This window comes from Paraburkholderia atlantica (assembly GCF_000092885.1).
Classification (GTDB): Bacteria; Pseudomonadota; Gammaproteobacteria; order Burkholderiales; family Burkholderiaceae; genus Paraburkholderia; species Paraburkholderia atlantica.
This window is the reverse complement of record NC_014117.1, coordinates 2,829,806-2,842,270: the sequence shown is the minus strand read 5'-3', so window position 1 is coordinate 2,842,270 and position 12,465 is coordinate 2,829,806. Positions and strand designations below refer to the sequence as shown.

The following is a 12,465-nucleotide window of genomic DNA, read 5'->3' as shown; positions in this document are numbered from 1 at the left end:
GCAGCCTATTTCGGCCGAACCGGCGCACAGTGCAACGAAATTTTTGTATAGTGCGCCGGTTGCTGACGCCCACCGTTGATTCGATGCCCACCCCTTTCGCGCGCTACCTGTCTCTCGTACTGCTGGCTCTTGCGTTGATTCTGCCCTACGCGGTTGCCAACCATACGTATCCGATCCCAACCTTCTACTCCGAATTCACGTCGCTCGCGCTGTATCTGCTGACCGGGGCGGCCGTCATGCTGATGGTCGCGACCACGCGGCCTCGCGTGAGCTTCGCGTCGCCAACGGTCGCGCTCGTGCCCTTGCTGTTCGGCCTCGTGCTGGTCGTGCAGACGTTCGTGCTGCCGGTCACTGAGCCGTCGATGAACTGGCTCGGCGCCGGCTTCCTGCTCGCTGCGTTGATGGCCGTGCACGTGGGCTATGGCTTCGCGCGCGTGAAGCTCGACGAGACCGCGTTGCGCTGGGCGGCGGGGGCGTTGATCGTCGGCGGTCTGTTCGCGGTGTTCAGCCAGGTGATCCAGCTGTTTCACCTCGAGGCGCGCGTGGCTCCGCTCGTCGTCGCGTACAACATCACCGTCGACCGGCGGCCATTCGGCAACATGGCGCAGGCGAACCACCTCGCGACGTATATTGCGTTCGCAATGGCGGGTGCGTTGTACCTCGTGCAGACGCGCCGCATCGCGGTGCCTGTCTGGCTGCTCGTGTCGACGATTTTCTCGGTCGGCCTCGCGCTGACCGTGTCGCGCGGTCCGTGGCTGCAGATGGGTGTGATCGTCGTGGCCGGCTTCTGGATGGCATTCGCGCAGACTCGCAACGAACCGCAATCGCGCCGGAGCAACCGTGACTGGCTGGTGCCGATCGCGCTCGGTGTGCTGTTTTTCGTGGTCAATGCGGTGATCCGCTGGGCCAACGTGCGCTTTCACCTCGAACTCGGGCAGTCGGCGGCCGAGCGCTTCCAGGATGCCGGTCAGATCGCGCCGCGCATCGCGCTATTGAAATACGGCTGGACGATGTTCAAGCAGCATCCGCTGCTCGGCGTCGGCTGGGGCGAATTCCCGAGCTATCAGTTCGAGCTCGTCAGGCAACTCGGTGGCGTCGAAATCGCCAACAACTCGCACGACATCTTCGTCGATCTGCTCGCGAAAACCGGCCTGATCGGTCTCGCGATCGTGCTCGTGGGTCTCGTTGCCTGGCTCGTGCGCGTCGTGCGTGCGCCGCAAAGCGCCACGCGCGTGTTTGGCATCGCGCTGATCGGCGTGCTCACGATGCATGCGCTCGTCGAGTATCCGCAGCAGTACATGTTCTTCCTGCTGCCCGCGATGTTCGTGTTCGGTCTGCTCGAAACGCGGCCCTTGCGCATGGTGCCGGCGAATCTATCGCTCGGCGCGTTCGGGGTCGTGGTATTCGGCGGACTCGCCGCGCTGTATCCGGTGTATCGCGACTATGCGCGTGCCGAGGTGCTGTACTACGGCCAGCGTCCAGCCGAGCAGTACGGCGCCGATCCGTCGTTCATGTTCGGCGCGTGGGGCGAATACGGTCTGGCGACGCTGCAACCGATGAATCCACTGAACTTGCAACGCAAGCTCGCGATGCACAAGCGGGCGATCGCGCTGTTGCCGGGCGAAACGGTGCTGCGGCGCTACGCGGTGCTGCAGGCGCTGGCCGGCGACACCGCGGCGGCGCTCGATACGGTCGAACGCTTGCGGATTTTCGCGGAGGAACTGAAGGACTGGCCGGTGCAGCTCGGCTATGTGTACCAGCTCGTCGATGAGCAGAAGTCGCTCGCGGGCTTCAGGGAGCAGTTGGTGAAACGCTACGGCACGCCGGCATCGGACGCGGCACCGGATGACGACAGCGACGAGGACTGATCGGACTGCGGAGGCTTGGCGATGCTCGCGCCAAGACAGGTCTCCGCGCCACGAAGCTCAAAGCTCGGAATACTTCGCGGCGGTGCCTTTCGCCTTATCGACGGGGTAGCGCGCTTCGTTGAGCTTCAGTTTTTCCGCTGCCGCGTCGACGAGATCGAAGCCCGCGGTATGGGCGACCAGCAGCAGGTACATGAACACGTCGGCGCACTCGTGCCGGAGGTTCGTCGATTGCTCGGGATCGCTGAGCAGCGCGTCGATCTGCGCGTCGGACTTCCATTGAATCGTCTCCAGAAGCTCGCCGGCTTCGATGCCGGTGGAGACGATCAGGTTGCGCAGCGTATGAAACTGCCGCCAGTCGCGCGCGTCGCGAAACGCAAGTAGCTGCTTGAGCAGTTCGTCGATGGTCATGGTGCTACCCGGATAGTTGCCTAACCGCGCTTCAAGCTTGCGCGACCCAATCCCCCGACTTCCCGCCGTGCTTTTCCATCACCTTCACATCGGTGATGGTCATGCCGCGATCGACGGCCTTGCACATGTCGTAGACGGTCAGCAGCCCGACCTGCACGGCGGTGAGCGCTTCCATTTCGACGCCCGTGCGTCCGAACGTCTCGACCCGGACCGTGCAATGCACGCCGGGCATCTGCTCGTCGAGCTCGAAATCTGCCTTCACGCGTGTCAGCGCGAGCGGGTGGCACAGCGGAATCAGATCGGCGGTGCGCTTTGAGGCCTGGATCGCCGCGATTCGTGCGATGCCGATTACGTCGCCCTTTTTGGCGTTGCCGTCGCGGATCAGCGCGAACGTGTCGGGCAGCATGCGGATCGAGCCACGCGCGATCGCGATGCGCCTGGTCTCCTGCTTGCCGCCGACGTCCACCATATGCGCGTCACCGGACGCATCGAAATGAGTGAGTTCAGGCATGGTTGACTCCTTCAGAGGGCGCCTATCATAGCAGTGCGGCGCGGCCCCGAATCGTCGCGGCGACTGGTTACACTTGCGCTGTGTCGTACCTTGCGTTTTGCCTTGTACGCGTCCTTGACGCCCTTGCCCGTTATCTTAGTCCGGGCCACGGGCGGCGTTTTTCGACTTCGTCAGACCGGCTTCGCGATGCGTTCAAAACGATTCCTCGCTGCATGGCTATCCGTCGCGCTCGCGATGCCGCCCGGCGCGTTCGCGCAATCGACCGGCAGGGCGGCCATCGCGCCGGGAACCTCATCGTCTGAGGCGCCGCTCGTTAGCGGTCCGAGCGACGCGCATGCCGATCCGATCCTGCCGCCCGACATCGCGCGCGGCGTGTTCGGCACCTACGGCGGCGCGCAGAGCCGTTTTTCCAATGGCGGCGCTAGCGGCAGCAATGGCGGCAAAACCGGCAGCAACGACTGGCGCGCGCCGATCGTCGCGCAGCAGTTGCCCGATCTCGGCAGCGGCGGCGCCGGCTCGCTGACTCCGCAGGCCGAACGCAAGCTCGGCGAGCGCGTGATGCGCGACATACGCCGCGACCCCGATTATCTCGACGACTGGCTCGTGCGCGACTACCTGAATTCGGTCGCCGCCAAGCTCGCGGCAGCGGCCAGCGCGTTGTATATCGGCGGTTATCGTCCGGATTTCGAACTGTTCGGGGTGCGCGACGCGCAGATCAACGCGTTCTCGCTGCCGGGCGGTTTCATCGGCGTGAACACGGGGCTGATCGTCGCGACGCAGACCGAATCAGAGCTGGCAGCGGTGCTGGGTCACGAGATGGGGCACGTGTTGCAGCGACACATCTCGCGGATGATCTCGAACGGCGAGCGCAGCGGCTACGCGGCGCTCGTCGGCGTGCTGTTCGGCGTGCTGGCAGGCGTACTCGCGCATAGCGGTGACCTCGGCAGCGCGATCGCGCTCGGCAGCCAGGCGTATGCGGTCGACAGCCAGTTGCGCTTCTCGCGATCGGCCGAGCAGGAGGCGGACCGCGTCGGCTTTCTGCTGCTCGCCGGCGCCGGCTACGATCCCTACGCGATGCCGACGTTCTTCCATCGGCTCGACCGCGCGGCGCTAAACGACAACGGCATTCCGGCCTACGCGCGCACACATCCGCTGACCGGTGAACGGATCGCCGACATGGACGACCGCGCGCGCCGCGCGCCGTATCGACAGCCGCATCAAGACCCCGAGTATGGCTTCGTGCGGGCGCGCGCGGGTCTGTTGCAGGGCCACTCGCGCAGCGAATACGCGGACGAGATTTCGCGTTTGCGCTCGGAAATCGAGGATCGCACCGCGCTGAACGTCGCGGCGAACTGGTACGGCATCGCGTATGGCCAGATGCTGCTCGAGCGCTACGACGACGCGGCCGCCTCGCTAGCGAACTCGCGCGCGACCTTCGTCTCGGGCGCGCGTACAGAGGGCGAGCCGGAGCGCGATTCGCCGAGCCTCGACGTGCTCGCGACCGACATCGCGCGCAGCGCCGGTCACGCCGACGAAGCCGCGCGTCTCGCCGAGTTCGCGCAGAAGCGCTGGCCGCAGTCGAACGCCGCGATCGACATCCATATCCGCACGCTGTTGACGCTGCACCGTTTCACCGATGCGCAGGCGCTCGCGAAGCAGGAAACCCGCGCGCACCCCGATCAACCCGCGTGGTGGCTATATCTCGCGCAGGCGAGCGCGGGCAGTGGCGATGCACTGACGCAGCATCGCGCGATGGCGGAGAAATTCGCGCTGGAGGGCGCGTGGCCATCGGCGATCCGGCAGTTGAAGGACGCGCGCGACCTAAAGACGATCGGCTATTACGACCTGGCAACCGTCGACGCGCGCCTGCATGAGATGGAAAGCCGCTACAAGGAGGAGCGGCTCGACGAGAAGGGGTAGGGTGTACGCAGGCGCACGCCGGCGCGTGCGTCAAACCTGTGCCGCCGGGCTCGCGACGAAGCCGAAGCGCGCGGCCACCTGATCGCGTCGCACGCTTTGCAGCGGCAGTGTGAGTTGAGCGCTCCAGTGGAATGCGCCGCTCAATGAGCCATCGTCGGCGAGCGTCGCATGATCGGAGAAAATCTCGAGGTCGTGATCGTGCAGCGCCGCGATGCGTGCCGGCTGCGAGCGATCAGCGAACAGAATGCCGCCGTCTTCATCGACGAACACCGCCGACGGCTCGAACGTGCCGCCGCCCTGGTCGTGCAACGCGAGCGTTCCATCCGCGTGCGCGGACAATCTGACCACCCACGGCGTGTAATCCAGCTCGACATACACGCGCTGCGGTCCGTTCTGGAAAAACCACTGCCCGCGTTCATCGGCCTCGTAGTTCCGGTTGATGAAGCCAAGCAGCGCCTCGTGCCGGATCGGCACGCCGTGCGCGCCGCTCGCCTGGGCCGCTTCGTCGCGCATGCGCCAGTTGCCGCGCCGGTCGAGCATCAACCAGCCGGTGCAACTCGGCACGTTCGGCCATTTGGCGAGCGACTGTTTGACGATGTCATCCATGATCGATGTGTCGCTCCAGATAGCCGAACACGCGCCGCGACAGCCAGTCGATGCGGCCCGGGAACGGCCCGGTCATGAAACCCGCGTGGCCGCCGTGCTCAGGCTGATACAGCTCGACCGCCGCCGACACCTCGTGCCGCGACGGCAGCGCTTCGGCCGGCAGGAACGGGTCGTTGCGCGCGTTGAGCACCAGCGTGGGCACCTGAATGTGCGGCAGCAGCGGGCGGGTGGTTGCGGTGCTCCAGTAGTCGTCGGTATTGCGAAAGCCGTGCAGCGGCGCGGTCACGACGTTGTCGAACTCGTACATCGTGCGGCTCGCGAGCATCGCGTCGCGATCGAACAGGCCCGGGAACTGCTCGAGCTTCTGATTGGCCTTGTGCTTCAGCGTCTTCAGGAAGCTGCGCGTGTAGACGAGGCCGAAGCCCTGCGACAGCGCGCGGCCGCCCGCATGGACGTCGATCGGCGTCGAAATCGCGGCGGCGGCGGCTACCACCTGCACCGCATCGTGTTGCCGCTCGCCGAGCCAGCGCAGCAGCACGTTGCCGCCGAGCGACACGCCCGCCGCGACCACCGGCCCGCGATGCGCGGCGCGCAGGCGGCGCAGGATCCAGTCCACTTCGTTGCTGTCGGCCAGATGGTAGAAGCGCGGCAGCCGGTTCAGCGGGCCGCTGCAGCTGCGAAAGTGCGGTACCACGCCGTGCCAGCCGTATTCCCGCGCGGCGGCCATCAGCGCGACCGCGTAGTGCGACGACGAACTGCCTTCGAGGCCGTGGAACAGCACGAAGAGCGGGGCGGTCTCGGTGGGCGGAGTATCGTGCGCGACCCAGTCGAGATCGATGAAATCGCCGTCCGGTGTGTCCCAGCGCTCGCGGCGAAACGACACGGCGGGTCGGCGCGCGAACAGTGACGGGACGATCGTCTGCACATGCCGGTTGGGCAGCCACAGCGGCGCGCGATACAGCAGCTCGACGGTCGCCTCGACGGCGGCCGCCACCCTGGCGGGGGAGGTACCGGAGGAAGCGGGTTTATGTGGCGTCGAACTCATACCGGCGCAAAAGCGAGAAAGCGTGAATCTGGATCTGTCGGCCTGCCGCGCGTCAGTGCAGCGGGCCCTGGCCATGCCGCATCTTGGTCGCGAACTGGCTGGCGGTCTCGTTCGGCATCGGGCTCGCGTGAATATGCGCAATGCGCCATTCGCCGCGTTCGTGGACCATCACGTAGGTGGTGAAGACCATCGCCGGCGTGGCGGTCGGATCGGCCGGACGATGCGCTTCGGCAATCGCATAGACGACGGTGCCGAGGCTGTCGTAAACGCGGATGTCGAGCGGCTCGATAGACACCGGCATCGCTTCGAGCTGAGTCTGCAAGCCATTGCGGATGTTCTCGAGACCGTGCAGATGCGAGCCGTCCGCGCAGATGCAGCTGACGAACTCCTCGTCGATCCACAAGCCCATCAAGCTGTCGATATTGACCTCGGCGACGGCCTGATAGTAGGCGTTCAGGGTATCGGCGGCGGCTTCGAAGATATGGGCAAAACGTGGCATGGCTCGTCAGTCTCTAGTGCGCGGCGCGCGGTTGCGGGTCAGCGGTAGCGGGACGGTCCAGAGCGCCGGACCATCGCCCCCGGCGTCAGCTTGCCCGTGCCGCAAGGCGCGAACGTGACGCGACGCGCTCGGGGGCGTGCGGTGTTGCGTACAAGTACCAGTCGGCTCAGCGCTGCGCGAGCAGCATGCCGCGCAAATCGCCGAAAACCTGCTCGGCGCTCAGCAGCTTCAGACAGTTCAGATGACCGAGCGGGCACTCGCGCTCAAAACAGGGGCTGCATTCGAGATGAAGCCATTGTACCTTCGCGAGCTCGGACAAGGGCGGGGTGTGGCGCGGATCGGTCGAACCGAAAACGGCCACGAGCGGGCGGCGCAGCGCGGCGGCGACGTGCATCAGGCCGGAGTCGTTAGTGACGACCGCGTTGGCCCGCGAGATCAGCGCGCAGGCCTCGCCGAGCGCGGTCTGGCCGCACAGGTTGCGCACGTTCGGCGCCTTTTCGGCGATTGCCTGCGCGAGCGGCGCGTCTTTCGGCGACCCGAGCGCGACGATCTGCGTGTATGGGAACGACTGGCCGACCATCTGCGCGAGCGCCGCGAAGTGCTCGGGCGGCCAGCGCTTGGCGGGACCGTACTCGGCGCCCGGGCAGAACACCAGCAGCGGCACGCGGGTATCGAGATTGAAGCGCGCCGACACGCGCGACGCCTCGTTCAGATCCGTATCGAGGCGCGGCATCGGCAGATCCTCGGGGACCTTTGCGCCGGGCGCATAGGCGAGGGCGGCGTAGTGGCCGACCATCGGCGGACGCGCGTCCTTGCGCGGATTCGCGTGACGCACGTTCAGCATGCCGTAGCGACTCTCGCCGGTGTAGCCGATGCGCAGCGGAATGCCCGCCAGCCACGGAATCAGCGCCGACTTGAACGAGTTCGGCAGCACGTAGGCCGCGTCGTAGCCGACGTCGCGCAGATCGCTCGACAGCTGCCAGCGGCGCAGCATCTGCAGCTTGCCGTGGGCGAGATCGGTCGCGTAGACGTCGCGGATTTCCGGCATGCGTTCGAGCACGGGGGCGACCCAGCTGGGCGCGACCGCGTCGATGACGATGCGCGGATGCAATTTCACGAGGCGCGCAAACAGCGGCTGCGCCATCAATGCGTCACCGATCCAGTTCGGTGCGATAACCAACGCGCGACGCATCAGAGTGAGTGTCCGGTGTCGATAACAAGCGCCGCGCGCGCGATGCGCGTGGCCCTCGGATGGGTAGAAAGGGAAAGCGGGAAGCCGCGCGGCGCGAGGGCCCGCGGGTCGTGCGATCGAGCCTGCGGCGCGGCGAGCGCGCGATCCGAAACCCGCGCCTCGTGCCGCTGAAGCCGGCTCAGGACCGCTCGATGCGTTGGATCAATGGCCCTTGATCACTTCGCCGTCGCGCAGCTTGTAGCGCGTGCTGCAATACGGGCAACGCGCTTCGCCGTGCGACACGTCGATGAAGACGCGCGGATGCGCGCTCCAGCGCGGCATGGCCGGGTTCGGACAATACGCCGGCAGATCTTTTGCCGTCAGTTCGACCAGCGGCATTTCCTTGATTTCGCTCATGACACTTTCTCGTTGTATGCGGGGTGCTTGCAGTGCGCCGCCGATGGGCGGCGCGGCGCATCTCAAAACGTCGCTCAGATCTTCGTGAGCCAGTGCGCGTACTTCTCGCCCTTGCCGTTCACGACGTCGAAGAAGGCGGACTGCAGCTTTTCGGTGATCGGGCCGCGCACGCCGGCGCCGATCTTGCGGTTGTCGAGTTCGCGGATCGGCGTGACTTCGGCTGCCGTGCCCGTGAAGAACGCTTCGTCGCAGGTATAGACTTCGTCGCGCGTGATGCGCTTTTCGATCACCTGGATGCCCATGTCGCGCGCGAGCGTGATCACGGTGTCGCGCGTGATGCCGTCGAGGCACGACGACAGGTCGGGCGTGTACAGCTTGCCGTTGTTGACGAGGAAGAAGTTCTCGCCCGAGCCTTCCGACACGTAGCCGTCGACGTCGAGCAGCAGCGCTTCGTCGTAGCCGTCGGCGATCGCTTCCTGGTTCGCGAGGATCGAGTTCACGTACCAGCCCGACGCCTTCGCTCGCACCATCGACACGTTCACGTGATGGCGCGTGAACGACGACGTCTTCACGCGGATACCCTTGGTGATCCCGTCTTCGCCGAGGTACGCGCCCCACGGCCACGCGGCGATCGCGACGTGAATCGTGTTGCCCTTGGCCGACACGCCGAGCTTTTCCGAGCCGACCCAGATGATCGGGCGCAGATAGCAGGAATCGAGCTTGTTCTCGCGGACCACTTCGCGCTGCGCGGCGGCGAGCGTTTCATGGTCGAACGGCACGTCCATCTGGAAGATCTTCGCCGAGTTCAGCAGGCGCTTGGTGTGCTCCTGCAGGCGGAAAATCGCGGTGGCGCCATCGGCGGTCTTGTAAGCGCGCACGCCCTCGAACACGCCCATGCCATAGTGCAGCGTGTGGGTGAGCACGTGGATTTTGGCATCGCGCCACTCGATGAGCTTGCCATCCATCCAGATCTTGCCGTCGCGGTCGGCCATTGACATACGGTTCTCCAGCAGGTGCGTTATGAGGTGCGGCCATGAGCGCAGGACATAGCCGGGAGCGCTATTTTAGCGTCTTTTGCACACACAACGGGCATTTGGGCGCACCCCGGACGCTATAATCCAGCACACGCATAAATCAAATCCGGATGCGCCAGCGGGTGGTCTCGCAAGCTGGTGCCGGCCCGGCCTTCTTGACGGGGTTTCTCCCCCCGCACCCTTCGCCCGATGCTCGCTCGACTGTCCGACACCGATCGCCGCGCTTTCCGTGAAGGCGCGCGCGCCTATGCCCCCACGCTGATGGCGATTTTTTCCTGGGGCCTCGTGACGGGCATCGCGATGAGCAAGTCCGTGCTGACGCTGCCACAGGCGCTCACGATGTCGCTGCTGTGCTACGCCGGTTCGTCGCAGCTGGCGGTGCTGCCGCTGCTCGCGGCGAAACTGCCGGTGTGGACCGTGCTGCTGACCGCGGCGATGGTCAACACCCGCTTCGTGATCTTCAGTGTCGGCCTCGCGCCCCACTTCTCGTATCTGCCGATGTGGCGGCGCATCGTGCTTGGCTACTTCAACGGCGACGTGATCTATCTGCTGTTCGTCAAAAAGAACTTTCCGACCGGCTACGTGCCGGGCAAGGAGGCGTATTTCTGGGGCATGGCGGTGGCGAGCTGGCTGTCGTGGCAGGTATCGTCGATCGTCGGCATCCTGCTCGCGAGCCTGATTCCCGATAACTGGGGGCTCGCGCTCGCCGGCACGCTCGCGCTGCTGCCCATCATGGTGTCCGCGGTCGCGACGCGCTCCACGCTGGCCGCGGTCAGCGTGGCTGCAGTCGTGGCGCTGCTCGCGCTCGATCTGCCGTACCGGCTCGCGCTGCCGTTCGCGGTGATTGCGGCGATCGTCGCCGGCAGCGCTGCCGACCTGATGATCGAGCGCGCGGACCTGCGCCGCATCCGTGGCGTGAACGATCGCGCCGGAGACTCCCGATGACCTCAACGCAAATCTGGCTCGCCATTTTCGGCATGACCTTCGTCACCGCGCTCACGCGCGCGATGTTCCTGATCGGCGGCGAGCGCACGGTGTTGCCGCCGCGCGTGCAGAAGATGCTGCGCTACGCGCCGGCCGCCGCGCTCGCTGCCGTGGTGGTGCCCGACGTGCTGACGACGCCCGACGGGCTGTCGTTCGCGGCTTCCAACCATGAGCTCTATGCGACCCTCGCCGGCCTCGGCTGGTTTTTGTGGCGCCGCACCATGCTCGGCACGATCGTGACCGGGATGGTCGTGTTCACGCTGATGCGTGTCTTCCTGTGACGGTCCGGCCCGGGATGTGGCGATGATGCCGCGCCGCGCCGCGCGGCATCGACGCCCTCGCGGTCAAATACGCGACATTCGCCGCGTCGCGGTCAGAAGGCCGTTGGGATCAGTTAAAATGCCCTTTTCCGGGTTGAGCGCGCCGCAGCAAGGCGCCTAGTGCCGCGGCCGGCCGCCGGCGCCCGATCCCGCGGAGCCGTTGGGCCGAAGCGCTGGAGTTCGCCGCGCCTCGTCCCCGCGCGCTGTCCGCCACCGCCTTCTCATCAACTCGCATACTCAAGCCCATGAACAAGGTATTGCGTCTCTCCGACCTGATCGCCGAAGGCAAGCTGTCCGGCAAACGCGTGTTCATCCGCGCCGATCTGAACGTGCCGCAGGACGATCAAGGCAACATCACCGAAGACACCCGCATCCGCGCTTCCGTCCCGGCCATCAAGGCCGCGCTCGACGCCGGCGCCGCGGTGATGGTCACCTCGCACCTTGGCCGTCCGACGGAAGGCGACTTCAAACCGGAAGACTCGCTCGCACCGGTGGCGAAGCGTCTCGCCGAGTTGCTCGGCCGCGACGTGCCGCTCGTCGCGAACTGGGTCGAAAACGGCGTGAACGTCGCGCCGGGCTCGGTCGTGCTGCTCGAAAACTGCCGCGTCAACAAGGGCGAAAAGAAAGATTCCGACGAGCTCGCGCAGAAAATGGCCAAGCTCTGCGATATCTACGTGAACGACGCGTTCGGCACCGCGCACCGCGCCGAAGCGACCACGCACGGCATCGCGAAGTACGCGCCGGTTGCCTGCGCGGGTCCGCTGCTCGCGGCTGAGCTCGAAGCGCTCGGCAAGGCGCTCGGCGCGCCGAAGCGTCCGCTCGTGGCGATCGTCGCGGGCTCGAAGGTGTCGACCAAGCTGACCATCCTGAAGTCGCTCGCTGAGAAGGTCGACCAGCTGATCGTCGGTGGTGGCATCGCCAATACGTTCATGCTCGCGGCCGGCCTGAAGATCGGCAAGTCGCTCGCCGAAGCCGATCTCGTCGCCGAAGCGAAGGCGATCATCGACGCAGCGAAGGCCCGCGGCGCCTCGGTGCCGATCCCGACCGACGTGGTCACGGCCAAGGAGTTCTCTCCGACCGCGAAGGCCGAAGTGAAGGCCGTCGCCGATGTGCAGGACGACGACATGATCCTCGACATCGGCCCGGAAACGGCCAAGGTGCTCGCCGCACAGCTCGAGAAGGCCGGCACGATCGTGTGGAACGGCCCGGTCGGCGTGTTCGAGTTCGACCAGTTCGGCAACGGCACGAAGACGCTCGCGGACGCGATCGCGCGCTCGGCGGCGTTCTCGATCGCAGGCGGCGGCGACACGCTCGCGGCAATCGCCAAGTACGGCATCCACGATCAGGTCAGCTACATTTCGACGGGCGGCGGCGCATTCCTTGAGTTCCTCGAGGGCAAGAAGCTGCCGGCGGTCGAAGTTCTGGAATCGCGGGCTTAACGTGGCGACGCGCTCCCCAGCGGCGAAGTCGACCAAGGCGCGTGACGCGAAAGCGCCGCGCGGCAACGCGGCGACACCGGCAAGGGAGCGCGCGAAACGCGCGGCCGCCGAGGCGCTGGTAGCGCCCGCGGCGGCCGAAACGGAGCCGCCGCCAACGGCACATGCCGAATCTGCTGAACGCGATTCGGCCCAGCCGGAACAGCCCTCCGGCAAGCAGGACAGCAAATCTCCGGCGCGCGAGGC

Annotated in this window: 13 protein-coding genes; 5 read left to right on the top strand and 8 right to left on the bottom strand. The window is 66.1% G+C overall.

From position 1 onward, the window contains the following. Positions 1-83 precede the first annotated feature (83 nt). Positions 84-1,868: a PglL family O-oligosaccharyltransferase gene (locus BC1002_RS12740; RefSeq protein ID WP_013090438.1), complete on the top strand. Its 1,785-nt coding sequence runs from the start codon at positions 84-86 to the stop codon at positions 1,866-1,868. Positions 1,869-1,925: 57 nt separating this feature from the next. Here BC1002_RS12740 and BC1002_RS12735 read toward each other — a convergent pair whose 3' ends face one another. Continuing rightward, the gene (locus tag BC1002_RS12735) at positions 1,926-2,276 is read right to left on the bottom strand and encodes a nucleotide pyrophosphohydrolase (RefSeq protein WP_013090437.1); all 351 of its coding nucleotides are present in this window, start codon (positions 2,274-2,276) and stop codon (positions 1,926-1,928) included. 31 nt (positions 2,277-2,307) lie between these two features. After that, complete coding sequence (gene moaC, locus BC1002_RS12730) at positions 2,308-2,787, bottom strand: cyclic pyranopterin monophosphate synthase MoaC (protein ID WP_013090436.1); 480 nt, start codon at positions 2,785-2,787, stop codon at positions 2,308-2,310. A 186-nt stretch (positions 2,788-2,973) separates the two neighbouring features. Between moaC and BC1002_RS12725 the strand changes: the two genes are divergently transcribed. After that, positions 2,974-4,707, top strand: coding sequence for a M48 family metalloprotease (locus BC1002_RS12725; RefSeq protein ID WP_013090435.1), 1,734 nt, complete (start codon positions 2,974-2,976; stop codon positions 4,705-4,707). A gap of 30 nt (positions 4,708-4,737) precedes the next feature. Here the strand turns inward: BC1002_RS12725 and BC1002_RS12720 are convergent, their stop codons facing one another. From BC1002_RS12720 to BC1002_RS12695, 6 genes are all read right to left on the bottom strand, one after another. After that, positions 4,738-5,313: a DUF2946 family protein gene (locus BC1002_RS12720; RefSeq protein ID WP_013090434.1), complete on the bottom strand. Its 576-nt coding sequence runs from the start codon at positions 5,311-5,313 to the stop codon at positions 4,738-4,740. Further along, positions 5,306-6,358, bottom strand: a complete 1,053-nt coding sequence (locus BC1002_RS12715) for a hydrolase (protein ID WP_013090433.1) — start codon at positions 6,356-6,358, stop codon at positions 5,306-5,308. Before BC1002_RS12715 ends, BC1002_RS12720 begins: the two co-directional genes overlap by 8 nt. 52 nt (positions 6,359-6,410) lie before the next feature. Beyond that, positions 6,411-6,857 carry a nuclear transport factor 2 family protein gene (locus BC1002_RS12710; RefSeq protein WP_013090432.1) on the bottom strand — a complete coding sequence of 149 codons (447 nt, stop codon included), beginning with the start codon at positions 6,855-6,857 and terminating at the stop codon, positions 6,411-6,413. Positions 6,858-7,023: 166 nt separating this feature from the next. Then, entirely contained in the window at positions 7,024-8,049 is a 1,026-nt protein-coding gene (gene waaF, locus BC1002_RS12705) for a lipopolysaccharide heptosyltransferase II (protein ID WP_013090431.1), read from the bottom strand. A 201-nt stretch (positions 8,050-8,250) separates the two neighbouring features. Further along, positions 8,251-8,445 (bottom strand): zinc-finger domain-containing protein, encoded by a 195-nt coding sequence (locus BC1002_RS12700; RefSeq protein ID WP_013090430.1) that lies wholly within the window; start codon positions 8,443-8,445, stop codon positions 8,251-8,253. Positions 8,446-8,519: 74 nt separating this feature from the next. Beyond that, complete coding sequence (locus BC1002_RS12695; protein WP_013090429.1) at positions 8,520-9,443, bottom strand: branched-chain amino acid transaminase; 924 nt, start codon at positions 9,441-9,443, stop codon at positions 8,520-8,522. A 225-nt stretch (positions 9,444-9,668) separates the two neighbouring features. Between BC1002_RS12695 and BC1002_RS12690 the strand changes: the two genes are divergently transcribed. The 3 genes from BC1002_RS12690 (at position 9,669) to BC1002_RS12680 (ending at position 12,222) form a co-directional block, all read left to right on the top strand. After that, positions 9,669-10,424: an AzlC family ABC transporter permease gene (locus BC1002_RS12690; RefSeq protein WP_013090428.1), complete on the top strand. Its 756-nt coding sequence runs from the start codon at positions 9,669-9,671 to the stop codon at positions 10,422-10,424. Further along, entirely contained in the window at positions 10,421-10,744 is a 324-nt protein-coding gene (locus BC1002_RS12685; protein WP_013090427.1) for an AzlD domain-containing protein, read from the top strand. Before BC1002_RS12690 ends, BC1002_RS12685 begins: the two co-directional genes overlap by 4 nt. 284 nt (positions 10,745-11,028) lie before the next feature. Continuing rightward, a complete protein-coding gene (locus BC1002_RS12680; protein ID WP_013090426.1) occupies positions 11,029-12,222 on the top strand; it encodes a phosphoglycerate kinase in 1,194 nt (397 codons plus the stop codon). The last annotated feature ends 243 nt before the right edge of the window (positions 12,223-12,465 follow it).

Excerpts from the sequence above, each read along its gene's own strand:
- BC1002_RS12740 (WP_013090438.1), top strand. The coding sequence starts at position 84 with ATGCCCACCCCTTTCGCGCGCTACCTGTCTCTCGTACTGCTGGCTCTT.
- BC1002_RS12735 (WP_013090437.1), bottom strand. The coding sequence starts at position 2,276 with ATGACCATCGACGAACTGCTCAAGCAGCTACTTGCGTTTCGCGACGCG.
- moaC (WP_013090436.1), bottom strand. The coding sequence starts at position 2,787 with ATGCCTGAACTCACTCATTTCGATGCGTCCGGTGACGCGCATATGGTG.
- BC1002_RS12725 (WP_013090435.1), top strand. The coding sequence starts at position 2,974 with ATGCGTTCAAAACGATTCCTCGCTGCATGGCTATCCGTCGCGCTCGCG.
- BC1002_RS12720 (WP_013090434.1), bottom strand. The coding sequence starts at position 5,313 with ATGGATGACATCGTCAAACAGTCGCTCGCCAAATGGCCGAACGTGCCG.
- BC1002_RS12715 (WP_013090433.1), bottom strand. The coding sequence starts at position 6,358 with ATGAGTTCGACGCCACATAAACCCGCTTCCTCCGGTACCTCCCCCGCC.
- BC1002_RS12710 (WP_013090432.1), bottom strand. The coding sequence starts at position 6,857 with ATGCCACGTTTTGCCCATATCTTCGAAGCCGCCGCCGATACCCTGAAC.
- waaF (WP_013090431.1), bottom strand. The coding sequence starts at position 8,049 with ATGCGTCGCGCGTTGGTTATCGCACCGAACTGGATCGGTGACGCATTG.
- BC1002_RS12700 (WP_013090430.1), bottom strand. The coding sequence starts at position 8,445 with ATGAGCGAAATCAAGGAAATGCCGCTGGTCGAACTGACGGCAAAAGAT.
- BC1002_RS12695 (WP_013090429.1), bottom strand. The coding sequence starts at position 9,443 with ATGTCAATGGCCGACCGCGACGGCAAGATCTGGATGGATGGCAAGCTC.
- BC1002_RS12690 (WP_013090428.1), top strand. The coding sequence starts at position 9,669 with ATGCTCGCTCGACTGTCCGACACCGATCGCCGCGCTTTCCGTGAAGGC.
- BC1002_RS12685 (WP_013090427.1), top strand. The coding sequence starts at position 10,421 with ATGACCTCAACGCAAATCTGGCTCGCCATTTTCGGCATGACCTTCGTC.
- BC1002_RS12680 (WP_013090426.1), top strand. The coding sequence starts at position 11,029 with ATGAACAAGGTATTGCGTCTCTCCGACCTGATCGCCGAAGGCAAGCTG.